This window comes from Cupriavidus sp. 01L45, assembly GCF_056399885.1.
In genome coordinates this window covers 19375-45946 of sequence record NZ_JBFTSG010000036.1, presented here as the reverse complement: position 1 = coordinate 45946, position 26572 = coordinate 19375, and the positions used below count along the sequence as shown (strand labels likewise).

Genomic DNA, 26572 nt, shown 5'->3' with positions numbered 1-26572 from the left:
CTGTGACCTGGCAGCCTGAAATCGACGAACTGGACTACCGGCGGCGGCTCGCCGCCCGCATGGGTGGCGAAGACAAAGTAGAGCGCCACAAGGCGGCCGGCAAGCTTTCCGTGCGCGAGCGCATCACCGGGATCGCCGACCCGGGGTCGTTCCGCGAGGTCGGCGGGCTGAGCGGCAGTGGCCGCTATGACAGTAACGGGCGGCTGGTGGATCTGGTCCCGTCGAACCTGGTCATGGGCCGGGCGCGCATCGGCGGGCGCCCGGTGGTGCTGGTGGGGGACGACTTCACCGTGCGCGGCGGCGCCAACGATGGCGCAGTGGGGGACAAGCTGATCCACGCCGAGAAGATGGCGCACGACCTGCGCCTGCCGATGGTCCGGCTGGTGGACGGCACCGGCGGTGGCGGCTCGGTGCGCAATATCGAGATCAAGGGCCACACCCTGATCCCCACCATGAAGGTCTGGGAGCACGTGGTGGAGAACATGTCCGTGGTGCCGGTGGTGTCCCTGGCACTGGGATCGGTGGCGGGCATGGGCGCGGCGCGTGTGGCCGCCAGCCACTATTCGGTGATGGTCAGGGAAACCGCGCAACTGTTCAACGCAGGCCCGCCTGTGCTGGCACGCGTCGGCCAGAAGCTGACCAAGAACGAGCTGGGCGGCAGCCACATCCATACCCGCAACGGCGTGGTGGACGATGAGGTCGCCACCGAGCAAGAGGCCTTCGAGTGCGCACGCCGTTTCCTGTCCTACCTGCCGCCCTCGGTCTACGAACTGCCGCCGCGGACCGAGTCGGCCGACGATCCGGCGCGCCGCGACGAATGGCTGCTGTCAGCCATTCCGCGGGACAGCCGTGCCGTCTACAAGATACGCCCGATCGTGCAGGCGCTGGTGGATGCCGATTCCTTTTTCGAGCTCGGCAGGCACTGGGGCTGCGCCATCGTCACGGGCCTGGCCCGGCTGGCCGGGTGGCCGGTGGCCGTCGTCGCCAGCGATCCGTGCTTCTATGGCGGCGGCTGGGACAGCGACACCGCGGAGAAATTCACCCGCTTTGTCGACATGGCGCAGGCCTTCCACCTGCCCGTGGTCAACCTGGTCGATATCGCCGGCTTCCAGGTCGGCCTGGAGACCGAGAAGGCAGGGACCATGCGTTACGGCGTGCGCGCGCTGGCCGCGGTCTACCAGGCGACCGTGCCGTGGTGCTCGGTCATCCTGCGCCGCGCGTACGGCGTGCCGGCAGCCGGCCACCAGCACATGGGGCGGTTCAACTTCCGCTATGCCTGGCCATCGGCCAACTGGGGCTCGCTGGCGATCGAAGGCGGACTCGAAGTCGCCTACAAGGCCGAGATCGAAGGCGCCGACGATCCCGTGCAGAAGCGCGCCGAGATCGAGCAGCGCGTGCGCAGCCTGACCTCGCCGTTCCGCAGCGCCGAGGCGTTCGTCATCGAAGACATCATCGATCCGCGCGATACCCGCACGCTGCTGTGCGAGTTCGCCGATCTGGCGGCACCGCTGCGCGAAGCCGGCATCAGCCGATTTGGCATCCGGCCTTGAGCGCCGCTTCTCCGGATTCTCGATCACAACAATGGAGACGACTGACCAGGCGCCGGCAACGCCCGYGCATGCTCGCTCGCAACCCAACACCCGCCGCCGTGGCCGCAATCGCGGCGCGAGCACGGGGCAATTGGCCGCGCAAGCCAATGACCATCATCTTGCCGCTTCCTGCCGGCGGTATGACCGGCCTGCTGGCTCGGCACTGACATCGAAGTTTGAATGAGGAGACTGAATTGAAAAAACTGTTGATCGCCAATCGAGGAGAGATTGCGTTGCGCGTCCTGCGCGCTGCGCGCGACCTGGATATCGGCACAGTCGCGGTCTATTCGCAAGACGACCTTAGCGCGCGGCACCGCATGCTGGCTGACGAGGCGCGTCCCCTCGATGGGGCGGGCCCGTCGGCCTACATCAACATTGCGGGGATCATCGCCGCAGCGAAGGAATCCGGTTGCGACGCCGTCCACCCCGGCTATGGTTTCCTGAGCGAGCGGGCTGATTTCGCCCAGGCGTGTATTGACGCCGGGATCCGGTTCGTCGGCCCGACGGTCGAGCACCTTGCGCTCTTCGGTGACAAGGGGAGGGCGCTGCGGCTGGCGGCGGAGAGCGACGTTCCCGTCATGCCCGCAACGCGAGGCGGCGCATCTCTCGAGGAAATCACCAGCTTCTTTGATGCGCAAGGCGATGCCGGCGTGGTCATCAAGGCCGTCGGCGGCGGAGGCGGCCGTGGCATGCGCGTGGTCCGGCGGCGCGAGGACCTGGCGGAAGCCTACGCGCGCTGCCGGTCGGAGGCGAGCTCCGCGTTTGGCGTTGACGCGCTGTACGCCGAGCGGCTGGTCAGCCGGGCGCGCCATATCGAAGTGCAGATTGCCGGCGACGGAGCCCAGGTGATCGCCCTCGGCGAGCGAGACTGCACCTTGCAGCGCCGCTTCCAGAAACTGGTGGAKATCGCCCCCAGCCCGGTACTCAGGCCGCAGCTGCGCGAGCAGATCATCAAGGCCGCGCTAAGGCTGGCACGCCGCGTCAACTACCAGAGCCTGGGCACCTTCGAGTTCCTGGTCGAGGAAACCGGGACCGGCGAGCAGAAGGACTTTGTCTTCATCGAGGCCAATCCCCGCTTGCAGGTCGAGCACACCATCACCGAGCAAGTCACCGGGGTCGATCTTGTCGCGCTGCAGATCGGGCTGGCAGCGGGGCGGTCCTTAAGTGATCTTGGCCTGGATCCCGCTTCGCCGCCGCAACCCAGGGGATACGCCATCCAGGTTCGCGTCAACGCGGAAATGACCGACGCGCAGGGCCTGGCACGCCCGGCTCACGGTCGCCTGGAGCGCTTCGACCCGCCTTCGGGTCCTGACGTTCGCGTCGACTCCCACGGCTACACCGGCTATGCGCCGTCGCCCAACTTCGACACCTTGCTGGCAAAGCTGATCGTGAGCAGCGCGGCGCCCGGGTTCGAGGTCGCGGTGCGGCGTCTGCAGCGTAGTCTTGCGGAGTTCCGGATCGTGGGGGTGCCGACCAACCTCAACCTGCTGCGGGCCCTCGCGCAGCGCGACGACTTCCTCACGCAACACGTACACACACGGCACTTCGAAGCGATACTGCCGGAGCTGATGGCCTCGGCGGAGGCCATTGCGGATGCCGAGCGTGCGCAGGAGGCGCTCTTCGCGGGCGCGGGCCGCCCGCCGGCTGCGCATGCGCCACGGTCCCCCGATATTGAGGAGGAGGTGGACGAAGGGTTGGTGGCGATCCGCGCTCCGCTGACAGGCCGGGTGGTGGAGATCTCGGTGCAGGTGGACGATATCGTCAAGCCGGGGCAGACGGTCGCGGTGCTCGACGCCATGAAGATGGAGCACGCGATCGCGGCGGAATGTGGCGGCCGCGTGGTCGACCTGCGACTGGAGAAGGGAGCGCTGGCAGCCGAAGGCCAGATCCTGATCGTGCTCGAGCAGGTCGAGGCCGATGGCGTATCCGTGGATGCCGCCCAGAAGGTCGACCCCCATGCGATCCGTGCGGACCTCCAGCGCGTGCTGGACCGGCATGCGTACCTGGATGACGCCGCGCGTCCCGACGCGGTAGCGAAGCGCCGTTCGCGCGGACAGCGCACGGCCCGTGAGAATGTCGCGGACCTGTGCGACCCGGATACCTTCGTGGAGTATGGCGCGCTGGCGCTTGCGGCGCAGGCCTCCCGGCGCAGCCAGCAGGACCTCATTGCCAACACCCCCGCGGATGGACTGATCACCGGCATCGGCAACATCAACGGAGGACTTGTCGGTCACGACCGGGCGCGCAGTGCGGTGATGGCCTATGACGCCACGGTGCTGGCGGGTACGCAAGGCAAGCGCAACCATATCAAGACCGATCGCATCGTCGAGGTTGCGCTGCGTGATGAACTCCCTCTCTTGCTGTTCGCCGAAGGCGGTGGCGGGCGGCCCGGCGACGTGGACTTTCCTTCGGTGTCCGGCCTGTATCAGCCGTCGTTTGCCGCGTTTGCCGATCTCAACGGGAATGTCCCGGTAGTCGGCATCGTTTCGGGGCGCTGCTTTGCCGGTAATGCGGCCTTCCTGGGCTGTTGCGACGTCATCATTGCTGACCGGTCCGCGAACATCGGCATGGCAGGACCGGCGATGATCGAGGGTGGCGGCCTCGGGGTCTTCAGCCCCGAGGACGTTGGTCCGGCTTCGGTGCAATTTGCCAATGGCGTGGTCGATGTCCTGGTTGAGAACGAGGCGGAAGCCGTGCAGGTGGCGAAGCACTACCTGTCCATGTTCCAGGGGCGCGTGGCGCACTGGAGCGCACCGGATTCCCTGGACTTGCGTCACGTCGTACCCGAGAACCGGTTACGCGTGTACGACACCCGGAAAGCCATCGAGGGGATCGCGGACATCGGCAGTGTGCTGATGCTGCGCAGCGGCTTCGGTGCGGGCATCCACACGGCGCTTGCCCGCGTGGAAGGGCAACCCGTGGGCATCATGGCCAACAACCCATATCACCTCGGGGGCGCCATCGATGCGGATGCCGCCGACAAGGCGGCGCGCTTCATGCAGCTGTGCGATGCGCACGGGCTGCCGATCATTTCGCTGATCGACACCCCCGGGTTCATGGTCGGGCCGGACGTCGAGGCACACGCCCAGGTGCGGCATGTGTCGCGCATGTTCCTCACGGCGGCCAAGCTGCGCGTCGCATTGCTGGCCGTTACGCTGCGCAAAGGCTATGGCCTGGGCGCCATGGCAATGGCGGGTGGTGGCTTCCGGTCAGCGAGCTTCACCATCTCGTGGCCGACCGGCGAGTTCGGTCCGATGGGTCTGGAAGGCGCCGTCAGGCTGGGCTTCAAGAAGGAGCTCGAAGCCGTTCCGGACGGGGCCGAGCGTAAAGCGCTGTTCGAAAAGCTGGTTGCACAGYCCTATGAGCGTGGCCACGCGATCAACACGGCCGCTGCCGTGGAAATTGATGCCGTGATTGACCCTGCCCAGACACGGAAATGGATTGTCCAGGGTATCGCATCCGCCGGCGTTCGAAGCCGCAGGGAGCGCCGCTCGTTCATCGATGCCTGGTGATCGCCATGCATACACAAGAGGGTTCCATGATGAAGAATGGTCCTGACGCGGCGCAACTGGCGTTGAATGGGCTGCGCGTACTGGAGGTCGGCACCGGTCCGGCGCTTGCGTACGCGGGCAAGTTGTTCTCTGACTTCGGCGCCGAAGTGATCAAGGTGGAGAGTCCGGCGGGCGACGCCTGGCGGCAGATGCCGCCCATGGTCTGCATTCCTGGTGCCGCGCAGCCGGAAAGCGCGCTCTTTGCCTGGCTGAATACCAGCAAGCGCAGCGTCACTGCGGATGCCGGAAGCGCCGAGGACAGTGCCTGGCTGGCCCAGCTCGCGCGAACCTGCGATGTGGTCCTGGATGCCCGCGCGCTGACCGAGGGTCCGGTCATCCTTGCCAGGCCTGTCTGGTCCGGCAATACAGCCGAGCGGCAAGGGCACGAGCCGATCGAGGTGGCGCTCACCTGGTTCGGTGAGAGCGGGCCCTACAGTCAGTATGCGGGCGCGGAAGCTGTGTGCCGAGGCCTCGCTGGCGCCGTGCATGGGAGCGGCCCGGTGGAGGGGCCGCCCCACATGCCGCACGACGTGCAGACCGCGGTCGTCGTCGGGCTTGCCGCATTCTCGGCCGCTGTCGCGGCCCTGATCGGACGCGCGCAAGGCAGCCGCCGATACGTGCTAAGTGTGCACGAGGCCATTTTCAGCGTGGTCGAAATGGAAGCGGGCATGGTGCCGGACAAGCGCCACCCGCTTCGGCGCCTCGGCGTCAACCGGTTCTGCGGCACGCATCCGGCTGGCATCTACCAGACCTCGGAGGGGTGGATCGGAATCTTCACGCACACGCTGCCTCAGTGGGTGGCGCTGTGCGAGGCGATCGGGCGCCCCGAGCTGGCCGGCGACCCTCGTTTCGCGAACGGCCAGGAGCGCATGGCCCGGGCGGACGAGATCGACGCGCTGCTCATCCCCGCGTTTCTCACGCGGACGGCCCGGGAGTGGTTCGAGATCCTTGGCGACAAGAAGCATCCGACTGTCATCGTCCCCACCATGGCGGAGTTGCTCAGCCAGGAAGTGCATCGGCGGCGCAACGCATTCGTCCCGGTCGAAGTAGGGGGAGTTTCCTTCGAAGGCCCCGTTGTGCCGCTACGCCTCGATGCGGCCGGGCCGTTGCCGGGCGGATCGGCTCCGGCGAAGGGCGCCCATAACGCCCTCTACCGGACATCCGGCCTGGATCACCACCCCCGTCTGCAGCTCCGGCGAACGTCTGCCGAGCAACTGCCGCTGCGGGGCATTCGTGTTGTCGACCTGACGATGGGCTGGGCGGGCCCCCTGGCGTCGCGAACCCTGGCCGATCTTGGCGCGGAAATCATCAAGGTCGAAAGCACCGGCTACCCGGACTGGTGGCGCGGCGCCAACTTCACTGAAGCGTTCTATCGGGACAGGCTGTACGAGAAGAATTCAAACTTCAACCTGATGAACCGCAACAAGCTGGGCATCACCCTGGACTTGACGCGCCCCGAGGGAAAGCAGTTGCTGCTGCAGTTGGCGGCGCGCGCGGATGCGGTGATCGAAAACTACTCTGCCGAGGTCTTGCCGAAGCTGGGCTTGGACTACGAAGCGCTGCGAGCCGTGAACGAGCGTCTGGTCATGCTGTCGATGCCGGCATTCGGGCTTGGAAACGCGTGGAGCAACACCCGCGCATACGGCGGCACGCTGGAGCAGGCCAGCGGCCTGCCGCTTCATACGGGCCATCCGGAGGGACCGCCGGCCATGACGTCGTACGCCTATGGCGATCCGATAGGCGGCTTGAATGCAGGGGCCGCAATGTTGCTGGCGCTGTTCGTGCAGCAAGCCACCGGTGAAGGCCGACATGTCAACCTGTCACAGGTCGAGGCCATGCTGCCAATGGCTGCGCCGTTCATCCTGGAGCAATCGGTCTCCGGAACGGTCTCGCCTCGCCTGGGTAACCGCCATCCCATGCACGTCCCGCATGGGAGTTTCCGCTGCGCAGGCGATGACGCGTGGATCGTTCTGACTGTCACTGACGCGCAATGGCCTGCCCTGTGCCGTGTGATCGGGAGGGAGGACCTTGCCGCGGATGCGCGGCTTGCCCAGGCGCCAGGGCGTCGCGCGCAGCACGACAGGATCGACGCGGCCATCACGTCCTGGTGCAAGGCCCGGGACCCGGAAGAGGCAATGCGCCTGTTGCAACGGGCGGGCATTGCCGCGGGCGTGGTTCGGCCCATGTCACAGGTGCTGCAGGACGCCCACCTGCACGCACGGGGATTCTGGCGTGGCGTCGAACGTGCCCACAGTGGCATGTACACGGCCAGCACCGCCTGGTTTCGCACTGGAAGCGAGCCCGTGCCGATCCGCAACGCTGCCCCGACCCTGGGAGAACACACTGAGGAGGTGTTGACTCGCGTGCTTGGACTGAGCGCAGGGCAGATCGCGGACCTGGAACGCATGGGCATCACAGGAAAAACCGCGAAGCCAAAGTCCTCGAAAGGGGCGGCGTAAGGTCAGAAAAAGTTTCGAAGACTACTACCCAAGAACAGGAGACAAGAATGAAGGAACTCAAATTTACGTCGCGCCGCCAGAGGGTCGCAGGCCGATTCAGAATGGCTGTCGCTGCGCTGGTCGTCCTGACTGGCGCAATTTCCGGTCCGGCCGCAGCCCAGCATGCCAGCTGGCCGAACAAGCCGATCAGGATGATCGTTCCATTCCCGGCCGGGTCATTCACCGATACCGTGGCGCGCGTCGTGTCGGAGCACCTCAGCAAATCCCTGGGGCAGCCCGTGATCGTGGACAACAAGGCGGGAGCGAACGGGTTGATTGGCGTGGCAGAGGCTGCCAGGGCTGCGCCAGACGGGTACACCTTGCTGCTTACGAACTCCAGCAGCATCACCATCAACCATCAGGTGTACAAGAAGAGCAACTACAAGCCGAAAGACTTCACGCCGGTCACGCTAGTGCTCGAGGCGCCATTCATCCTGGTCACGAACCCGGAGTGGTCGCAGAAGAATTCGGTCGGCTCGGTAGCGGACCTTTTGCAATTCGCCACGCAGTATCCCGGGAAAATCAGCTATGGATCGGCGGGCCCGGGCAATATTGCGCATCTCAGCTTCGCCATGTTGAACAACCGGGCAAAGATCAAGACCACGCATATTCCCTACAAGTCCTCTGCGCAGGCGGAGATGGCCGTGATGAGTGGTGAACTGGAGACCGCCTTTGACACCTGGAGCGCCCTCCCTCAAATCAAGGTAGGGAAGCTGAAACCCCTCGCCGTCAGTTCGTCAAAGCGCATGGCACAGTTGCCCGAAGTGCCCACCTTGGAGGAAGCCGGCATCGCGCCTTTCAACGTGACCTTCTGGATCGGCATGCTCGCGCCGGCCGGCACGCCGCCGCAGATTGTGCAAAAGCTGCATACGATCACCCGTGGGGTGCTTGATGACGGCAAGGCAAAGGCGGCGTTGGGTCAGCAGGGCGACGTGGTGATGATCGACTCCGCGAACTTCGCGAAGCGCATTGAGAAAGAGGATGCCAATTGGGGGGCTGTGATCCAGCGCGAAGGAATCACGCTGGATTGACCCGCATTACCGGATCGGGTCGAGGGACCGTCGCGAAGGCCAGGCCCTGCTTTGGCGCGGTCTCCCCATCGGGCGCGCCCGATCCCAAAAGATGAAACGGCGGGGGTCAAGCGTCACTTCGTGACCGCGTTTCCTGGTAGTCGGCCAGCTTCTCGCCGTCGACTTCCACGAGCTGGTCCAGGCGCAGCGTTTCGCCAGTCCTGAGCGTCAGGTATTCAGCGCCACCGCGGCTGTACACATCGGTAATGGTCGCGGTACGTTGCCGTGGCGTGCCATCGGCGTCGCGATAGTGGATCTGCGCGGGCCTGCGCACGGTGGCGAGGTCTTCCAGGCGGTCGTGGAACTCGCAGGCGATCGGGCTGTACTGGGCGGCTTTGCTGGTCATGCAGTGGGTCCTGTGTGCTTGTTCATTCGCTGTCTTTCACCGACTGGATCAGGTTGTTGCGTAGCGACGCAACTGCCTTCTGCATCCGTGCGAACTCGTCCGGGGCCAGGCCGGTTGCGCCGGCGAGGCCGGATTCCAGGCGCAGTTCGCGCAGCTTGCGGCCGGCCTTGGTCAGGCTGACGCGTACCTGGCGCTCGTCTTCGGGGTCGCGCTGCCGCACCACGTAGCCCATCGCCTCCAGCTTCTTCAGGATCGGTGTCAGGGTGTTCGATTCCAGGAACAGCTTCTCGCCCAGGCTGCCGACGGTCTGGTCGTCCTGCTCCCATAGCGCAACGATGGTGATGTATTGCGTATAGGTCAGCCCCAGCTGCTCAAGGATCGGCTTGTAGGCCTTGCCGAAGGCGAGGTTCGCGGAATAGACCGCGAAGCACAGGAAGTCCGAGAGCGTCGGGTCTGCGGCGGGCTTGTCGGTGGATTTCATTTGCTGCCTCGTTGGCCAAAGACGGATGGATTGCAGGCGTCGATTATAGATCGTATGCGATTGGATCGTAGGTGCGATGACTTCCCGCGGCGGTCACGCGAGCCCAAGGGGAGGGCGCCCGCGACCGGCGGCAAATCGTGCGAACCATCTGGCCTCCGAGTGGCTGCGCGGTCTCAGGCGCGCGCGCCGTCGAGGTAAGGGTCGACCTTGCCGCGGGCGCCGTCGGTGTAAGGGCTGCGCGTGCCGTGTACCGATCGCGTGCCGTCTGTGTACGGATCGGCTGCGCTGGTGACCGAGCGGGCGCCATCGGTGAAGGGGTCGCGCGCCGATCCGGCGGCTTGCGCGGCGGCAGCGGTCAGCAGGGCGGCTGCGACAACGGCGTAGCGGGCGATGGTGGTGATCGTGCTCATGGTATGCATCCTTGATTCAGGTGAATTGTTGACGTATGCGATTAAATCGCATACGACTATTTTGCGGCAATGAGAAGGGCAGGGAATTACGAAGTAAATACGTTCAGCGCCACGTCGATATTGCCGCGCGTTGCCTTCGAGTAGGGGCAGATTGCATCGGCGGCGTGGGCCAGTTCCGTCGCCGTATCCCGCGCCAGGCCCGGCACGCGCAGATTGAGGCGTGCCTGCAGGAAGTACTCCGCGCCGGTCTGGCCCAGGTCGACTTCGATATCCACAGCCAGGTCGGACGGCAGCTCCAGCTTCATTTCCTTGGCCACCAGGCCGACCGCGGCGATGTAGCACGCCGACCAGGCGCCCGCGAACAGCTGTTCCGCGGTCGGGTGCGGCTGGACGGCCGGGAACACGTGCGCCGGGGTGGCGCTGTCGCCAGGCGACAGCGCGATGTCCAGCGTGCCGTTGTGGCCGCGCGAGGTAACGCCGGCGCTGCTGTGCGTGGTGTGGGTCTTGCCGGTGGCGAGGACTTTTTCGATCTTGCTCATGGAATGGATCTCCGGTGGTTGTCGGTTCTATGTAAATCGCATCCGTTTAAATCGCATACGATATAAACAATACTGGAACATGGGTCGCGCCTTGTCAAGGAAAAATATCGAATGCCCGCAGCGGAGCGGGGGAAAGCGCCCGGGCCGACGCTTGCGCAGCGCTGCCGATCCCCAGCACTTGCCCAAGTCGCTTGTTCTCCACAATTACGCCCTGATCGATCTGGGGCAGCCGGTCATGGAGGCGTTGTAGGACAGCGCCCGCTGAACCATTGGCGGCGCGCTCCATACAATGAACGCAGCGCGTTGCCGACGGCGGCAGCCGACAGCAAGGAGCCGAAGATGAGCAAGCCAGTATTCTCACTGCATCGGATCGATAGTGCCCCCGCACTGCACGGGCACCGGTCTCCCGTGCTTCATGTCTTTGATCGCCTTGCCGGCGCAGCCACGAGGCAGGCGGGCTCGCCTACGGCATTCATGCTGGCGGTCGGCGTCGTGGTGGCGTGGGCTTTGACGGGTCCGGTCTTCCACTACTCCGAAACGTGGCAGCTCGTGATCAACACCGGCACCACCATCATCACCTTCCTGATGGTCTTCCTGATCCAGCAGAGCCAGAACAAGGACGCCGTGGCCGTCCACCTGAAGCTGAACGAGTTGCTTGCCTCGCACAAGGAAGCGAGCAACATGCTAGTCTCGATCGAGGAACTCGATGAGGACGAGTTGCGCCAGTTGGTCACCTTCTATCGCCAGCTGGCGGAGCTTGCCGACAGGGAAGGCGGGCTCAAGTGCAGCCATTCGCTGGACGAGGCCCGTGAGAACCACGTGGCCAAGTACAGGGCCCGTGCGGCGCGGCCCGGTGGGCAGCCCACGCGCAGCGGCGACGATTCTCCCGGCGGCATCGAGATCCCTGCGCATTGAACCGGCGTCCATACCCGCAATGAGACTGTCGTGCCAGACATCGGCAAGCAACGCCATGATGCGCGACCTTGCGCGCGACCTGCGCGGGCGTCATGCACTGATGGCTGCAGGCATCGTCGTAATCCGGGCCCCGATGTTGCGTGGCGTGYCATCTGCCTTGGCACTGTTCGCTGACGGCTAGCAAGGTTGTTTCTTCGTCGCCTGAACGGACTGGGGCACAACCGCAGGTGTCTGGCATTGGCGTGCACCTTGTGCCGGATGTGGCACCTGACGTCCCGCATGCGAAGCGTAGGCAGCAACGGGTACCCGGCCCCGCGCCCGCATATCCTTATCGGCATTCCTTCGTTCCCTTATTTTCCGGCGCCGTTAAGCTGGAGTGACATCCTTCGCGCCGGGAGCCATGCACATGCCGGAGCGCCGGGCGCGGGATGCGCTGGGTGTTCGCGTCGCCTCGATTGCCGACCAGCCCGCCACCGATCGACGATGACGAAGCCATGGCAATCTACCTGGATGACATCCAATGCGCCGATATCGCGCGCGCCTCCCGCCGTTGGATATGGCGAACGGAGGTGCCTACCTGGCTGCTGATCGCGGCGGTCCATAGCGCGTGGTTTGGCATCGCGTTCAACGCCACGCGCATCGGCCTGCCGCTGGCTGTCGCGCTGCTGGCTCTCGTCACGGCCTGGTATATGTCTTTGCAGCACGAGCTGCTGCATGGCCACCCGACCCGGCTGGCCTGGCTCAATGCGCTGTTCGGCATGGCGCCGCTGGCGGTATGGTTTCCCTACGGGCTGTATCGCCGCGAGCACCTGCGCCATCACGAGGCCGACGATCTCACCCATCCGGGCGCCGATCCGGAGAGCTATTTCATGCTTTCCGGCGACTGGCAAGCGGCCGGTCCGTTGGGGCGGGTGTTGCTGCGCTGTCGCAATACATTGGCGGGACGTGTGCTGATCGGCCCGGCCTTTGCCATCGCGCAGACCGCGGCCGGCGCGGGGCGCAAGGTGCGCGACGGCGATCTGCGCGACCTGCCGATGTGGCTTGCGCACCTGCTGGCGCTGGCCGCGTTGCTGGCCTGGCTCGACAGCATTTGCGGTATCGCGCCGTGGCTGATGCTGGCCGGCGTGGCCTATCCGGCGCTGTCGCTGTCGGCGGTACGCTCGTTCCAGGAGCACCGTGCCCATGCCTTGCCGGCATGCCGCAGCGTGATCAACGAGGCCGCGTGGCCATGGCGCTTGCTCTTTCTCAACAACAACTATCACCTTGTCCACCATGATTTGCCTGCGGTGCCCTGGTTCGCGCTGGGACATATCTATCGTCGCCGCGCGGCCGACTACCAGCGGCGCAGCGGCGGTTTCGTGGTACACGGCTACGGCGAATGGCTGGCGCGCTTCGCGCTGCGTACGGCCGCGCCCGTGGTACATCCGCTGTTTCGCGGTTCTGTACGTGAAGCGGTGCCCGTTGCAACAGGAAGCGGGCAGGCCAGCAACGATGCCCGTGCGCAACTGACGGGGTGAACGTGGAAGACCGGCCGATGACCGAACGCAAGCACTGGGTGGCCGCGCTACCCATGTATAACCTGACACCCGCGCTGCATACGGACTGGCTGGCGCTGATCGCGCGCGTGGCCGACCTGCTCGCGCGGCAACGCGACCCGCTCCGGCTGAGCGTCGTCGAGCCCGCCGGGACGGTGGAGGCGCTGCACAAATTCTGGCGCCGGCCGGACCTGTTGCTCTCGCAAACCTGCGGCTATCCGCTGGTGCAGGGCCTGCGGCGCCATGTGCGCATCATTGGCACGCCACGGTTCGATGCGCCGGGCTGCGATGGCGCCAGCTATACCAGCGCCATCGTGGTACGCGCCAATGACGGGCCCGCCACGCTCGCCGCGTGCCGCGGATTGCGCGTGGCCTATAACGACGAGGGCTCGCACAGCGGCATGAACGCGCTGCGCTACGCGGTGGCACAGCTGGCGCGGGACGGCCGCTTCTTCTCCGGCACGGTGCGCACCGGGTCGCATCTGGCATCGCTCGACGCCGTGGCCAACGGCGCGGCGGATGTCGCCGCCATCGATTGCGTCACGCTGGCGTTCGCGCGCGATCACCTGCCCGAGCGTCTTGTTGCGCTGCGCCAGATTGGCAGCACCGAGGCCGCTCCCGGACTGCCGCTGGTGTCTTCGCGCCACGCCGCTCCGGCGCTTAGCGCGCGTGTTGGCGCGGCGCTGGCGCAAGTGCTTTCCGGCGAGCCGGCACTGGCGCGCCGCTTGCGCTTGCGCGGCATTGCGCGGACCGGACTGGCCCACTACGAGCCGGTAGCGCTGATGGCCCGCGCCGCGGTGGCGGCCGGCTACGCGCGGCTGGTCTGATCGTGGCGCAACGCAGCCGCGTCTGCCAGCGCGCGCAGGGCGTCAGTCGCGGGTGAAGGGCACCGGGAAGCTGTACTCGCACAGCGGGATACCCGCAAACGCGGCGCGTGCGCGCGCGGCGGGATCGCGCCGTGCCTCCCATGACTTGCCCGGCAGCGCGGGGGTGCTTGCCAGCCATCGTAATGGCTTCCGGTGAGCGCCGTGGGACGCAGGCCGGTTTGTATTTGCAGGACTGCTGCTACGGATCGGAGTATCGCCGTTGAGTACTGCGCGATTTGCGTGACTGGTGCCAGCCGTGGCGCACTTTGGTCGCAGGCGATCCGACCTGCAATGCCGGTGCCCTTAGGTGATACACCGTTCAGAAAAGCGCTGGCCTCGTTGAATACCCCTCGGTCCATAGATTCCACCGCCACCAATTGACGCGGTGCGATGCCAAAGACCCGGTATGTCCCGCGTCATCGCCGGCGCGGGAAGCCGCGTGTCACGAATGTCCTGGCAAAGTCGCCAAATCCGCAACTGCTGCAGATGCCAAGATCGTTCGCCAGTGCCTGGGCGCGAGTGAAGCAGGGGGGGCAGGACAAACGACAAAAGCGCTGCACTGCGCACGCGTCCTTAGGGGCAGGCAAAAAACGGAAGCGTGGATGGCGATGGCGGGCATCGTCATTCTCCCCAACTCGCGGCTGCTCGGCAGGCATCGCATGCGCCCTAATTGCTGCTGATTGTCGCCATCATTCGCATCACGTGCCGCGCCATCGACAGGCCACTCGCACGCACCCTCGCCTTGACTCCACCACCATCCGTCACTTTCCGCACCTTCATCCGTGAAGTGCCTCATTAGGCTGTTTATTCAACTCACCTCACGGGACACGGATTGGTAATCCTCGCTGCCTGCCCGTCGCATCCAAAGATACCGCGCGGCATTAAAGTGGATTAAAGGGCGCAAACAAGAGGGCAGCATTTGACGATCTCTCACCCGCAACGGGCGATCCGCATGTGCGCCAGGACGGTCGTTGTGCATTGTTGCACCAGCAAGTTGTAGATATTCGTCGTGCCACAGCAACAATTTGCTTGGAGGTGTGCGCATCCGGCAGCTCTTTTGTCGACTGGATCTCAATTGATAATCATTATCATTTATATTCATGCGCTTTCGTTAATTTCTTGTTGCAAGGAAGTAGAGCCATGAACACCAGTCGTTGCGGCAAGCTGCCCGCCGCACCCCAGACCTCGCTGTGCGCGACAGCGCTCGCCGTCTCCATTCTGTGCTTGGCGCCGCAACTGACGTCCGCGCAACAGACCAATGAGCAGTCGACGCAAAAGAGCAATGCCGAACATGTGCTCGATACCGTACAGGTAACCGGTAACTGGCTGGGCACCGGACTGGAGAACAGTGTGAAGACGTTCGCGGGCGCGCGCACCGTCGTCAACGAACAGCAGATCGAGCAAAGTGGGGCAGCGAGCATCGGGGACGTCATGCGACGGATTCCAGGGGTGCAGTCAACCGATAACTCCGGCACCGCCGGCAGCGCTATCTCGCTCAATATCGGCGTGCGTGGCCTGACCGGCCGGTACACGCCGCGCTCTACGGTCCTGCTCGACGGCATTCCGATGGCGGTGGCGCCCTACGGGCAGCCCCAGCTGTCCTTCGCGCCGGTCAGCCTAGGCAATATCGAGTCGATTGATGTGGTGCGCAGCGGTGGCGCGGTGCGGTATGGGCCGCAGAACGTTGGCGGCGTTATCAACTTCAATACCAAGCCGATTCCCGACGGGCCGGAAATCACCGGCGATGCCTCGATTCGCGAGAACATCTACACCGAAGGCGGCGGCAGCAATACGCAATACAGCGCATTTGTCGGCACCACGCTCGAGAACGGTCTGGGACTGGCCCTCCTGTATTCGGGCATGGCAGGCCGCGAATGGCGCAAGGGCAGCGATGACGATGTTAACGACGTCGCCTTGAAGTTTTCGTATGACATCACCGGCAGGTCGCGGGTCTACGGCAAGATGTCCTACTACGATGTGCGCTCGCGCACGCCCGGCGGGCTGACGGTGGCACAGTACAACGCGGACCCGTTTCAGAATACGCGGCCGAACGACTACTGGAGCGGCAATCGCACGGGCTTCGACCTGGGATACGTGAACACGATCTCCGCTAGCCAGGAGTTCGAAATCCGCACTTTCTTCAACGACAGCTATCGCCAGAGCACGCTGCAGCAGAGCGCCACCCAGATCGCGCACCAGCCTCGCAACTACTCGACGTTCGGTATTGAACCACGCTACACACAGCGCGTGGCGCTGGGCCCGACCCTGCATGACATCACCGTCGGATACCGCTATATCCGCGAGCGTGGCGATGACAACGCGTACAACCAGAGCCTGGTGACCGGCGTGGCAGGCCCGACCACCACGTTCGATAACGCAACCGATGCCCACGCCGTCTATATCGACGACCGTATCGCCATCGGGAGTTGGCGCATCGTGCCGGGCGTGCGTTTTGAACATATCGACACCACGCGCCAACAACGGGGGGCGACATCACAGTTCGAAAGCATGAATAACAAGGCACTGCCATCGATCAACGTTTCGTATCTGGTGAACAACGCATGGATCATGTTCGCTGACTACAGCACGTCGTTCGGACCGGTGCAAAACACCCAGCTCAATTCGYAGACACCGAACAATCCGCTGCAGCCGGAAGTGGCCCGTACGTTCGAACTGGGTACCCGTTGGACCGACAACCGGATCAAGGCCGAATTGACCGCGTTCAAGATCAAGTTCGACAACCAGATCCTGCAGGTGCCGGGCCTGTTTCCCGCCACGTTCCAGAATATCGGCGCTACCGATCACGATGGCGTGGAAAGCGCGATCGATTACACGTTCGATCGCGCCGGTCTGCTGGCGGGCCTGAATGTTTACGCCAACTACACGTACACGCGAGCGATTCAGAAGTCGGGCGCTACGGCCGGCCAGGACGTACCGTTCTACTCGCGCAATACGGATACGATCGGTGCTCGCTACGACTGGCGCAACTGGACCTTCAATGTCTCCACGACGCATCAGAGCTCGCAGTACTCCGACTTGGCCAATACGGTTGCCGAGTCGGCGGATGGTAGCGTGGGGCGCATACCGGGCTTCCGTACCTGGAACCTTCAGGCCATGTTCAAGGTGCCGCAGTGGAAGCGTACCGACATCACCATCGGCTTGAACAACGTGTTCGACAAGCGTTATTACACACGTACCACCGATAGCAATGCCGGTCGTCTGGTCGGTGCGCCGCGCATGGTTTACATCCAGGCACGCGCCGGCTTCTGAGGCCGATTCAGGAGCGGCCAGGCGGTATCGGCAGACCGCTTTTGGCCGGCCCGACCAGGCACCAGTCTTGAGCTGCGCATTGAGCGCTGCGGCCCGGAGGCCGGCTGCCTCGCCAGTAGGGTAGGCCTCGCAGCCGTCGCCTTGGGACTCCCCCAGCATACCCGCGCGATCGACGGAGGAAATGCGATTCCGGACATTGTCCTTGCGTGATACAACTGCGCGTCTGGCCAAGGCGAGCACCTGTCACCCTTCGCGCGTCCAGCCGATCCGGTGGCGTTCCTGCGTGGCCGCATGGCGGGCATCGTCCTCCGTGTGCAGGTAGGCGCTGGTGGTAGAAATCGATGCGTTCCCGAAATTGTCCCGCACGAAACGCAGGTCCACCTGCTGGTTGGTCATGTGCGACCCCGCGGTATGGCGCAGCCAGTGCGCTGACGCGCTGGCCAGCACCGCGGCACGGCTTTCCCACTCGGGGCCGCGTGAGCGCAGGCGCTGGGCGGCCATCCCGAAGACTTCCTTCAACACCAGGTGCAGGGCACCGCGTGACAAGAGCTTTTCCTTGCCGATGATCGGCAGCACGATGGGGCGTGCCTCGCCGGGATGCGGTGCCGGTGGCAGGCCGTACGCCTCGCGATAGCGCGCCAGTTCCACGATCAGTTCGTCCGTCGCCGGCACCAGCCGCGTCTTGTTGCCTTTGCCGGTCACCTCCAGCCACCAGCGCTCCAGGCCCTCCCGGTCGCGCCGGCAAAAGAACGCGCCCATCCGGGTCTCGGCCACTTTGGCCGCGCGCAGGCCGCCGAGATACAGCACCGCGAAGAGCCAGCGGCAGCGCGCCGCATGCAGGCGCTCGCGCTCGGTCGCACTGTCGCTCGTACCCGGCATCGCCTCGATGGTGTCCTTGACCGTCTGCCACATGGCGTGGCTGAGGTAGCGCGTGATGCGGGGCTTGGACTGGCCGCGTCGGCTGCTGTTGAGGATCGTTAATCCCGCTAGCGGTGACCGCTATATCCGATAGCAATCGCATGGCTGTAAACCATTGATCTATATTGCGAAACGGCCGTTCAGTGGCGATTTTTGCCGTTGTGCAAGAGCAACGCCATTTTCCGTCCATGTCCAACGATTCCGCTAATACGGCGCGGCGGATCATTAATTCGGCTAACACGGGCTACGCCGAGCCGGTGTCGGCGAAATTCTATTGCTGGCCGGGCAGGGCGGACGGGGAGGGTGATAGTTCGGTAGAGCCATGCGTATGACCTCGCGAAAGATCGGAAAAATAGGGGTATTCTGGCGATCGGCGTTCACGCCACGACCTGCGCGCCGGGGAGATCTCCATTGAAAGCACTCGCGAGCATCGGCAGGAGAAGAGCGTTTTTCCTTCATCTATCCTGGCTGGCACCCACATTTGCGGAATTTGAGGTCGCCATTAGCCGAAATAGCGATCTGCAACACATGCTGCGGATCTGCTGCTGTCGTCGCGCAAGGTCACGGCTGAAGAGGCGCTGCGCATGGGACTGGTCAACCGGAACCGCCCGATGCGCTCCTGGCCCAGGCGCACAGCTATGCGCTCGATTCGCGTGATGAAGCGGCAACTGTGGGAGACCCCATATCAAAGCCTCGGCGAGGCGATTATGGATGCCAACCAGGAAATGTTCCTAAGCATCCAGAGCGCGGATTTCAAGGAAGGCGTGGCACACTTTCAGCAGCGGCGGCCGGCAGCGTTCACGGGGGAATAGCCGCAGCCGTTGTGCCAGCTTCCCCCAGCCAGCGCCATAGCGTGGCGGGCTGACGCCGAGGCGACGGGCCGCCTCCTGGCGATTGCCGCCGCATAGTGCCAGCACCGTCAGTGCCCGCTCGCGCGGCTGTCCGTTTTCCGCGGAGTCGTGGTGGTATCGCTCGATCCGCTCTCGCTAACCAATGTCTACAAGAGTATTTACCTCGGTAACAAAGGCGTGATCGGGGTGCTCGGCACTGAAGACTTTATATTCCGGGCGCGCTTGAGCGGGTCGAGCGCCATGCCTGGGCAGTTCGTGCCGGCAAGCTCCGAAGTCCGAAAAGCCCTCTCCGGGCCCGGAGACGCGCAAGTCATTGATGAGAGCCCCATCGACGGCATCGAGCGCATATTCGGCATCCAACGGCTGTCACGGGGCGATCTCGCCGTGGTGGTGGGCTACAACGTGCATGAGGCCTTGGCGGCGTATCGGAGCAGACTGATGGTGATTGTCATGCTCGCGAGCGCCATTTCCGCTCTGATTGTCTACTTCCAGTTCCGCCAGGCAAAGGCCATCAAAAATCTGGCCTTGCTGGCAGACCGGGAAGCAGTGGTGACCCGCAGCCTGAATGAGAGAAAGCAGCATCTCCATGCGCTCTTTCTTGCCGTTGACGAAGGCATTGGTGTCTTCGACAGGAATCTCGTGATCGATGACGCCAATCCGGCGCTCTGCAGCTTGCTCGGCGTCTCGCTCGGGGAATTGCGCGGCGCTACACCGCAGCAATTTATCAACCACCTGTATCAGGGCCGCCGTCCCTCCCCCGATGCGACCGCTCGCGCGAGTCCAGCGCACAGCGCAGAACGATCTCCCCATTCTTCGTGACCGTGTTGAAAATCCATGCCCTGCGACCATACCAGGGGTGCCAGCGATACAGAACTTCCCGTGAGTCGGTAATGTGGGCGTTGTGTTGACGGCTTGTAATCACCTACGCGGCCACACCAAGACCTTCAAGCACTGGAGCCAGCACAGCATGGCCCACGATGTGGAGGCCCGGACCTCTACCCATGAGTTCTGCGATCCGCACCTCTGTGAGCAATCCTGCCGCGCAGTCTTCTTCTATCTGCGCGCCCAATGCGGCTTTGGCCAAGACCAAAGTCGCGTCGGCCTGCCGCGACAAGCCGCTCGCCGATTGAGCATCATGGGCAATCAGACCGTCAAGCACCGGGACAATGGCCTCCAAGTTTCCCTTGATCATTGCTTCCTTCAAGCCCTGAACCACGAACGTGACCATGCGCCAAATTTGCTGCGGCTGCCCGTCGAGCACCTTGTCGATCGATGCTCGCGCCTCAAGTGGCGACATGGTCGAGCACGGCGCAAGGGTAATGCTCATGGCATGTGCGAGCTTGACGAGTTGATGTTCCGCCAAGCGTTCCAGAAGCTTCTCGAATGCACGCGTTTGTGTGCCATTGGCGAGCGCCTCCGCCAGTCCTTCGGTGGTGCGCTGAGGAACAAGCGCGACTCGGCGCGGAGAGCACGTGGTACCTCTCAATGTCATGCGGCGGATGCTCTGCTAGCGGATCGATGTCTACAACGACCTCGCGCGTTGCGGAGCCCGGCGTTGCAGTGCCGAGTCGCATCGAAAAGGTCAAGACATAGCCGAGAGCGTGGAAACCGAGGACCAGCGGGCTAGGCTTATTGCCAGGGGAGTACGCCTTGCGCAGGGCCTTCTCTTCGGCCGGCCGATGGCGCATTCGTCCTTGCGCCGCTGGATGGGCGAGCGTGTGCACGGCGTGCCGATATCAAAAGCCGGATATGGAATTTTAAATGACTTTGCGGATTCCGCACCCTAATATGTTAAGGAAGCCCTCATCCCAGCCCGGAGAGGCTCATGCCCCCGGCTTCCCTCTCAATCCGCTCCGTCGATGTCTAACTATCTGGAAGGGTGAACCATGAGGAATGAAAGAGGCGGCCTGCGCAAGGATCTCGATGCATATCGGCTGCAGTGGCGCGTTCTGAGCTTCTATGAGCGCTTCGAGCAGATCGTTGCCCACATCCTGAGCGCAGTGGTTTCAGTGATCATTGTCGTATCGCTTTGGCAACTGATACGCGCGGTCGCCATGTTGCTTATGTCGGGCGCACTGAACCCGCTGGATCATGGGACGTTTCAATCGGTGTTCGGCATGGTCATGACACTGCTGATCGCAATGGAATTCAAGCATTCAATCACCAGGGTTATGGTGCGGCGCGACCACATTGTCCAAGTCAAGACCGTCATCCTCATTGCCCTGTTGGCGATAGCGCGCAAATTCATCATTCTCGACCCGGCCACGCCGCCCGCGCATATCGCCGCTCTTGCGGCTGCATTGGTTGCGCTTGGCATCGTTTACTGGCTGATGCGCCAGCGCGACGACCCGGTTGATGCCGCGATGGCTGAACAAGGCAAATCTGCGCCCATGAAGGCGGCGCATCAACGAGGCATCGAACGGGACGGCAACGATCAGGATGCGAATGCCTGAGCGACTCGTGGCCTTCTCGAAAGCGGACACCCGCGTCATGGTTCTGGTCAGCCTTCGCCAGCGATCCGCGGTCGCCATCTGCAACCACCGGCTGCAGCGCTTCGACGGCGACGAGGCGGTCACCTTCCAGTGGAAGGACTACAAACATGGGCCCGCAAGCCGGACCATGTCGCTCGCGGCCGACGAATTTCATCCGCCGCTTCCTGCTGCACGTCCTGCCCGACGGCTTCAAGCACATCCGCAGTTACGGCCTGCTGGCCAATCGCCACCGAGCAGCCAAGCTTGCCGCCTGCCGCCGGGTGGCCCCAGCGGACGACACCTCCAGCCTCATGGACGACTACCGTGAACGTTACCAGCGACTCACCGGCAGGTCGCTACACGATTGCCCCATCTGCGCCAAGGGTCACATGGTATGCATCGAAACGTTCCTGCCGGGTGCACTTCCGCGTGCGCCGCCCCCTCACCATGTTCACTGATCTGTTGGCATTGCCCTCGACCACGTGTCCATTATTCCTGCGGGCAACGCGCCCGGGCTTGCTCCATCCAGGTCTTTCTGCATGGAAATGTCTGAAAGCTGCCCGATTCATCTCGCGATGTCCACCCTTACACTGGCATCGCACGATCGCCATCGTCACTTCACCGCAGTCCCGTGGGCGGCTTACGCGTGTGGATCGCGCCGGATCATCGCGGCGACCTTTCAATGCCCATAGACGCTACCGCCCGTGGAGCGGTTTAGCACAAACGGTTTTTTGGCTACTGGTCGCGTGCTCTCCGCAGGGGCTGTTCATACGCAGCGGCCGCGACCGCTAACCAAGGAACCTCTGCTAAATGTGGTGGACCACATTTGGTGCCTGAATTGGGCACGCCGGGATCCATTGGTATGGACGCCCCCAACTCACAACCCAATCGCGTCAGAGATGCGATAGTGGAAGGGTTGCGTAACCTACTGTAAGAAGGAGGAGCGTTCGACATGAAGATCGCGACCGTTGGTATCGACTTGGCGAAAACTGTATTTCAGGTGCATGGTGTTAACGAGCATGGTAAGACCGTGTTGAGGAAGCAACTCAAGGGCGACCGGGTCGCCGCTTCTTTTGCCAACATGCCGCCGTGTCTGGTTGGCATCATTGGTTAGGCCAGATACTGGCCGAGGTGGGAGCGCTGCATCCCGGTGCCACCGCTGGTTTCCATGATCGTCGGCGCACTGCCAGCACCAACCTTATGCGCCAGCCGGATGCGGAGATTGCCCCCTACGATGCCCGTATGACCGCGGATCGCGCGGAGATCATGCTCTCGGGCCTGTCGACGGCGATGGCCGGTGCGGCGTGGCCCGACCGGGTCGGCCCGGTCTTCCTCGCCGGTGGCATGCACTACCGTCGGGTGATACGCGCGGCCGAGGAGCGGTGGGCGGATAAAGCCATGCTGCGCGGATAGGATGATGACCTGGGGCTGCGCATCAGCTCGCACATGCGCGCGAAACGTTTCATACATGACGCCGCGATACAGATCCATGGCGGGGCAGGGCGGTTGAGCTTCGTGGCCGAGCAGGCCATCAGCACCAATGGGCGAGCCGGCGACCGCGCGACGGTTGCGCGAGCGATTTCATCGAAGAGGCTGAGTTGCGTGGGGTGGGCCTGCATCGGAAGCACGGGGGTGATGGGATATACATCCAATCTACAGGGGCAGGCTCGAAGTCAAGGCCGGGCAGCCGGGAGCCGTCAAATGTCCCGTCCGGCGCGCTTGGCGTTGCGCGCCCCGACAAGCGAGGCCTTGCTGCGCGTTGCCAACTCGGGGATTGGCACCTGCATCATGTTTCGTGCGGCCTCGTGTATCGCGCTGGTGAGGCACTCACGTCTGCCAGCCACGTCAACATTCCCATGGTTCCGGATCAAGCGGGTCGCGTTGAAACGCCAAGCGGGAAGCCGTGCGGTGGCTCCGGCCTCGGGTGCCGCGCTGATGCCGACGGTGGCGTGCCACACGCGGTCCATTCCCAGCTGTACCGTATCGTAGTGAATCACCAGGACCGTCCCGGCAGCACTAAAAAAGCGCTCGAACTCAGTCGAAATCAGATCCTGCACGACGCCGCCGGGATCACCCACCGGCTCGTCGCCGTAGGCGAGGACGCCGAGCGCTGACGCGGGCGAGGCGGAAAAGGTGAGGGCGGCGCCGATCGCGGCGATGGTGCTAATGCGCTGCGTCAAGGGCAGTAGCTTCTCCGCATCAAAAATGAGCAATCGTCCAAGTTCGCCCTTGGGCGACCGCTTTCAGGAGTCGAACTGCCTCCCGGATGTCGAATAGTTGATGTGAGCCAATGACGGCTCGTGGCCGAACGCGGTCCTATCAAAGGGTTTTCGGCGTGCCCCGCCGACCCACCAGATCAACGAAATCAACGAAATATCACGGCCCGCAGATAGCTCGCGGTACGACTGTCCACGGCGAGCGCCACCGTCTCCGGCACGCCACTCACAACGATCCTCCCGCCGCTTTCTCCCGCACCCGGGCCGATGTCGAGGATCCAGTCGCTTTGCGCCGCGACACGCATGTCGTGCTCGACCAGCACCACAGTATTGCCGGCATCGATGAGCCCATGCAGATGCACCATCAGGCGATCGGTGTCGGCTGGATGCAGACCGGTCGTCGGCTCGTCGAGGATGTAGAGCGTATCCCCGCGTTGCGCACGCTGCAACTCGGTCGCAAGTTTGATGCGTTGCGCTTCGCCTCCGGAGAGCTCGGTGGCCGGCTGACCAAGCCGTAGATAGCCGAGGCCGATATCACGGAGCACAGTCAGTGAGCGCATCACCTGCGCCTCGTCGACGAAGAAGTCGCATGCCGTGTCCACGGTCATCGCCAGCACCTCGGCAATATTGCGCTCGCGCCAGCGAATCTCGAGCGTCTGCGGGTTGTAGCGGCTGCCCTGACAGGTCGAGCAGGGCGCGTAGACGCTGGGCAAAAACAGCAGCTCGACCATCACGAAGCCTTCGCCCTCGCACGTCGGACATCGCCCCTGCGCGACGTTGAACGAGAACCGGCCGGCGCTGTAGCGATGCTTGCGTGCAGCGGGAGTCGCGGCGAACAGCTTGCGCACAGCGTCGAACAACCCGCAATAGGTCGCGAGATTCGAGCGCGGCGTACGGCCAATCGGCTTCTGGTCGACGCGCACGAGACGTTTGATCTTGTCCATGCCGGCTGTGATCCGCCCGTCGGTCGTGACGGGCGGGGTGGCAAAGAGCGGGTCGACTTCGTCGTCTTCGGCAAGATCGGCTGCGCGCCCGAGATGTTCCGCCACAAGCTCCGTCAGCGCCTGGCTCACGAGGCTGGACTTGCCGGAGCCCGAGATGCCCGTTACCGTGGTCAGGCAACCCAGTGGAAAATCCGCAGCAAGATTGTGCAGATTGTTGCGCGTCACGTCTTCGAGCCGCAGCCAGCCGCGGGACTCGCGGCGCGGACGGGTCGCAGCCTCGCTCGCCTGCGCCTCTAACTCGCCTTGCGCAAACAGGTAGCGGCGTGTGCGCGAGTTTTCGACATCTGCAAGGCCGGCGGGTGGTCCGCTGTAGATCACACGTCCGCCCGCCTCGCCGGCATCCGGGCCCACGTCGACGAGCCAGTCGGCGCGCCGCATCACGCCAATGTCGTGCTCGACCACGAACAGGGAATTGCCCGCAGCCTTCAGGCGCTGCAACGCTTCGAGCAACGCATCGCCGTCCGCAGGATGCAGTCCGGCAGACGGCTCGTCGAGCACGTAAACAACGCCGAATAGTTGTGACGACAACTGCGTCGCGAGCCGCAGCCGTTGCAGTTCTCCGGAGGACAGCGTTGGCGTCGCACGGTCCAGCGCAAGATAGCCGAGACCGAGGTCGATCAAGGTTTTCAGACGTTCGAGCAGTTCGATCGCGAGCCGCTGCGCTGCCACACGCTTCTCGTCGGACAGGTTAGGCGTACGGCGCACGTCAGGCGCCCCCTGGTGAGCCTGTCCGCCGGCCGCGACACGTCTGGCGGTCGCCTTGCGCCGGCTGTTCCTGTCGAGAATCGCGCCGTCGGGAGATGTGCTGGAAGACGGCCACTGGCCGCGCGAGACGGGTTCGAGCAACGCAGCGAGCCGAGCGATGGGGAGTTGTGACAGCTCGCCGATATCCATACCGGCGAATGTCACCGAGAGTGCTTCCGCCTTCAGACGCTTACCGTGACACGACGGACATTCGCCGCCGATCATGAACTGCGACACGCGTTTCTTCATCAACGCGCTCTGCGTATTTGCGAAGGTATGTAACACGTACCGGCGCGCGCCGGTGAACGTGCCCTGGTAGCTGGGCTGTGCCTTGCGCCTGAGGGCGGCGCGCGTCTCCTTCGGCGTGAAGCCGGCATAGACCGGCACCGTTGGCTGTTCGTCGGTGAACAGAATCCAGTCGCGGTCTTTCTTCGGCAGATCGCGCCACGGCGTGTCGACGTCGTAACCGAGCGTGACGAGTATGTCGCGCAGATTCTGACCGTGCCAAGCGGGCGGCCATGCCGCGATCGCGCGCTCGCGAATCGTGAGCGAGTCGTCGGGCACCAGCGAGCGTTCGGTCACGCTATATACGCGGCCGAGCCCATGGCAGGTCGGGCAGGCGCCCTGTACCGTATTCGGCGAGAAGTCCTCCGCATACAGCATTGGCTGCTTCGGCGGGTAGCTGCCGGTTCGCGAGTACATCATCCGGACGAGGCTCGACAGCGTCGTCACGCTGCCCACTGACGAACGCGCGCTCGGCGTGCCACGCTGCTGCTGCAAGGCGACCGCCGGCGGCAGGCCTTCGATCGCATCGACGTCGGGCGCACCGACCTGCTCGATCAGCCGCCGCGCGTAGGGCGCGACCGACTCGAAGTAACGCCGCTGCGCTTCCGCGTACAGCGTGCCGAATGCGAGCGACGACTTGCCGGAACCGGACACGCCGGTAAACACCACCAACGCATCGCGGGGAATGTCGACGTCGACATTCTTCAGGTTGTGCTCCCGTGCGCCGCGAACCTGGACGAAGCCGCGTGGCGCGAGCGTGGGCGACTCAGGGTGATCAACAGAATGCTTGACAGTCGAGGACCGTGAGGGCTTGGTCATGGCAGCAGGGATAGGTGCGGGGGTGACGGCCTTAAACGTGGTCGCAAGCGGCGTGCCGCTGGGTCCCACCGTACGAGGCGAGCTTGCGATCAGACTCCTTACTCTACTGGATTTTCATGCGTAGGCTCTTGGGCCACGAAATGGTTCGCTGGTTATTTCGACCACGCTACCGTGAAGTTACTTCCTGCGATTGT

At 64.0% G+C, this 26572-nt stretch carries 20 protein-coding genes and 3 pseudogenes; 13 read left to right on the top strand and 10 right to left on the bottom strand.

The features are described 5' to 3' along the window. Window positions 1-2: 2 nt before the first annotated feature. The 4 genes from AC1DT6_RS23610 (at window position 3) to AC1DT6_RS23595 (ending at window position 8669) form a co-directional block, all read left to right on the top strand. The gene (locus AC1DT6_RS23610) at window positions 3-1550 is read left to right on the top strand and encodes an acyl-CoA carboxylase subunit beta (protein ID WP_441631316.1); all 1548 of its coding nucleotides are present in this window, start codon (window positions 3-5) and stop codon (window positions 1548-1550) included. A gap of 233 nt (window positions 1551-1783) precedes the next feature. Next, window positions 1784-5101 carry an acetyl-CoA carboxylase family protein gene (locus AC1DT6_RS23605; protein ID WP_477114943.1) on the top strand — a complete coding sequence of 1106 codons (3318 nt, stop codon included), beginning with the start codon at window positions 1784-1786 and terminating at the stop codon, window positions 5099-5101. 26 nt (window positions 5102-5127) lie between these two features. Further along, on the top strand, window positions 5128-7599 hold the full coding sequence (locus AC1DT6_RS23600; protein WP_441631349.1) for a CaiB/BaiF CoA-transferase family protein: 2472 nt from the start codon (window positions 5128-5130) through the stop codon (window positions 7597-7599). 47 nt (window positions 7600-7646) lie between these two features. Then, the gene (locus AC1DT6_RS23595) at window positions 7647-8669 is read left to right on the top strand and encodes a Bug family tripartite tricarboxylate transporter substrate binding protein (protein ID WP_441631320.1); all 1023 of its coding nucleotides are present in this window, start codon (window positions 7647-7649) and stop codon (window positions 8667-8669) included. Between the two features lie 106 nt (window positions 8670-8775). Here AC1DT6_RS23595 and AC1DT6_RS23590 read toward each other — a convergent pair whose 3' ends face one another. The 4 genes from AC1DT6_RS23590 to AC1DT6_RS23575 form a co-directional block, all read right to left on the bottom strand. Beyond that, window positions 8776-9054: a hypothetical protein gene (locus AC1DT6_RS23590; protein WP_441631322.1), complete on the bottom strand. Its 279-nt coding sequence runs from the start codon at window positions 9052-9054 to the stop codon at window positions 8776-8778. A gap of 22 nt (window positions 9055-9076) precedes the next feature. Next, window positions 9077-9535: a MarR family winged helix-turn-helix transcriptional regulator gene (locus tag AC1DT6_RS23585; RefSeq protein WP_441631323.1), complete on the bottom strand. Its 459-nt coding sequence runs from the start codon at window positions 9533-9535 to the stop codon at window positions 9077-9079. Window positions 9536-9708: 173 nt separating this feature from the next. Next, window positions 9709-9945 (bottom strand): hypothetical protein, encoded by a 237-nt coding sequence (locus tag AC1DT6_RS23580; protein WP_441631325.1) that lies wholly within the window; start codon window positions 9943-9945, stop codon window positions 9709-9711. A gap of 86 nt (window positions 9946-10031) precedes the next feature. Beyond that, on the bottom strand, window positions 10032-10484 hold the full coding sequence (locus AC1DT6_RS23575; RefSeq protein WP_441631327.1) for an Ohr family peroxiredoxin: 453 nt from the start codon (window positions 10482-10484) through the stop codon (window positions 10032-10034). A gap of 339 nt (window positions 10485-10823) precedes the next feature. On the opposite strand from AC1DT6_RS23575, the gene AC1DT6_RS23570 reads away from it, so the two are divergent. From AC1DT6_RS23570 to AC1DT6_RS23555, 4 genes are all read left to right on the top strand, one after another. Then, window positions 10824-11399 carry a low affinity iron permease family protein gene (locus AC1DT6_RS23570; RefSeq protein WP_441631329.1) on the top strand — a complete coding sequence of 192 codons (576 nt, stop codon included), beginning with the start codon at window positions 10824-10826 and terminating at the stop codon, window positions 11397-11399. Between the two features lie 494 nt (window positions 11400-11893). Continuing rightward, window positions 11894-12916, top strand: a complete 1023-nt coding sequence (locus AC1DT6_RS23565; RefSeq protein ID WP_441631331.1) for a fatty acid desaturase — start codon at window positions 11894-11896, stop codon at window positions 12914-12916. 17 nt (window positions 12917-12933) lie between these two features. Beyond that, a complete protein-coding gene (locus AC1DT6_RS23560) occupies window positions 12934-13761 on the top strand; it encodes a phosphate/phosphite/phosphonate ABC transporter substrate-binding protein (protein ID WP_441631333.1) in 828 nt (275 codons plus the stop codon). A gap of 1179 nt (window positions 13762-14940) precedes the next feature. Next, complete coding sequence (locus tag AC1DT6_RS23555) at window positions 14941-17070, top strand: TonB-dependent receptor family protein (protein ID WP_477114955.1); 2130 nt, start codon at window positions 14941-14943, stop codon at window positions 17068-17070. A 243-nt stretch (window positions 17071-17313) separates the two neighbouring features. Here AC1DT6_RS23555 and AC1DT6_RS23550 read toward each other — a convergent pair. Further along, a pseudogene (locus AC1DT6_RS23550) lies at window positions 17314-18030 on the bottom strand (tyrosine-type recombinase/integrase); the annotation flags it as partial. Between the two features lie 542 nt (window positions 18031-18572). On the opposite strand from AC1DT6_RS23550, the gene AC1DT6_RS23545 reads away from it, so the two are divergent. Beyond that, window positions 18573-18800, top strand: a complete 228-nt coding sequence (locus tag AC1DT6_RS23545) for a Clp protease/crotonase-like domain-containing protein (RefSeq protein WP_441631353.1) — start codon at window positions 18573-18575, stop codon at window positions 18798-18800. Here the strand turns inward: AC1DT6_RS23545 and AC1DT6_RS23540 are convergent. Then, entirely contained in the window at window positions 18720-18905 is a 186-nt protein-coding gene (locus tag AC1DT6_RS23540) for a helix-turn-helix domain-containing protein (protein ID WP_441631335.1), read from the bottom strand. The two genes, AC1DT6_RS23545 and AC1DT6_RS23540, sit on opposite strands and share 81 nt — an antisense overlap. 45 nt (window positions 18906-18950) lie before the next feature. On the opposite strand from AC1DT6_RS23540, the gene AC1DT6_RS23535 reads away from it, so the two are divergent. Next, a complete protein-coding gene (locus tag AC1DT6_RS23535) occupies window positions 18951-19658 on the top strand; it encodes a PAS domain-containing protein (protein WP_441631337.1) in 708 nt (235 codons plus the stop codon). Window positions 19659-19761: 103 nt separating this feature from the next. On the opposite strand, the gene AC1DT6_RS23530 is transcribed toward AC1DT6_RS23535, so the two are convergent. After that, window positions 19762-20331, bottom strand: a complete 570-nt coding sequence (locus AC1DT6_RS23530) for a hypothetical protein (protein WP_441631339.1) — start codon at window positions 20329-20331, stop codon at window positions 19762-19764. Between the two features lie 394 nt (window positions 20332-20725). On the opposite strand from AC1DT6_RS23530, the gene AC1DT6_RS23525 reads away from it, so the two are divergent. The 3 genes and pseudogenes from AC1DT6_RS23525 to AC1DT6_RS23515 all read left to right on the top strand — a co-directional run. Beyond that, window positions 20726-21292, top strand: a complete 567-nt coding sequence (locus tag AC1DT6_RS23525) for a phosphate-starvation-inducible PsiE family protein (protein ID WP_267600556.1) — start codon at window positions 20726-20728, stop codon at window positions 21290-21292. A gap of 55 nt (window positions 21293-21347) precedes the next feature. Then, window positions 21348-21768 (top strand): annotated as a pseudogene (locus AC1DT6_RS23520) (transposase); the annotation flags it as partial. A 494-nt stretch (window positions 21769-22262) separates the two neighbouring features. Further along, window positions 22263-22415, top strand: a pseudogene (locus AC1DT6_RS23515) (IS110 family transposase); the annotation flags it as partial. Window positions 22416-22420: 5 nt separating this feature from the next. Here AC1DT6_RS23515 and AC1DT6_RS23510 read toward each other — a convergent pair. From AC1DT6_RS23510 to AC1DT6_RS23500, 3 genes are all read right to left on the bottom strand, one after another. After that, entirely contained in the window at window positions 22421-22801 is a 381-nt protein-coding gene (locus AC1DT6_RS23510; RefSeq protein WP_441631341.1) for a hypothetical protein, read from the bottom strand. A gap of 206 nt (window positions 22802-23007) precedes the next feature. Beyond that, window positions 23008-23490: a hypothetical protein gene (locus AC1DT6_RS23505; protein WP_441631343.1), complete on the bottom strand. Its 483-nt coding sequence runs from the start codon at window positions 23488-23490 to the stop codon at window positions 23008-23010. A gap of 185 nt (window positions 23491-23675) precedes the next feature. Further along, window positions 23676-26378 carry an excinuclease ABC subunit UvrA gene (locus AC1DT6_RS23500; protein WP_441631345.1) on the bottom strand — a complete coding sequence of 901 codons (2703 nt, stop codon included), beginning with the start codon at window positions 26376-26378 and terminating at the stop codon, window positions 23676-23678. Window positions 26379-26572 lie beyond the last annotated feature (194 nt).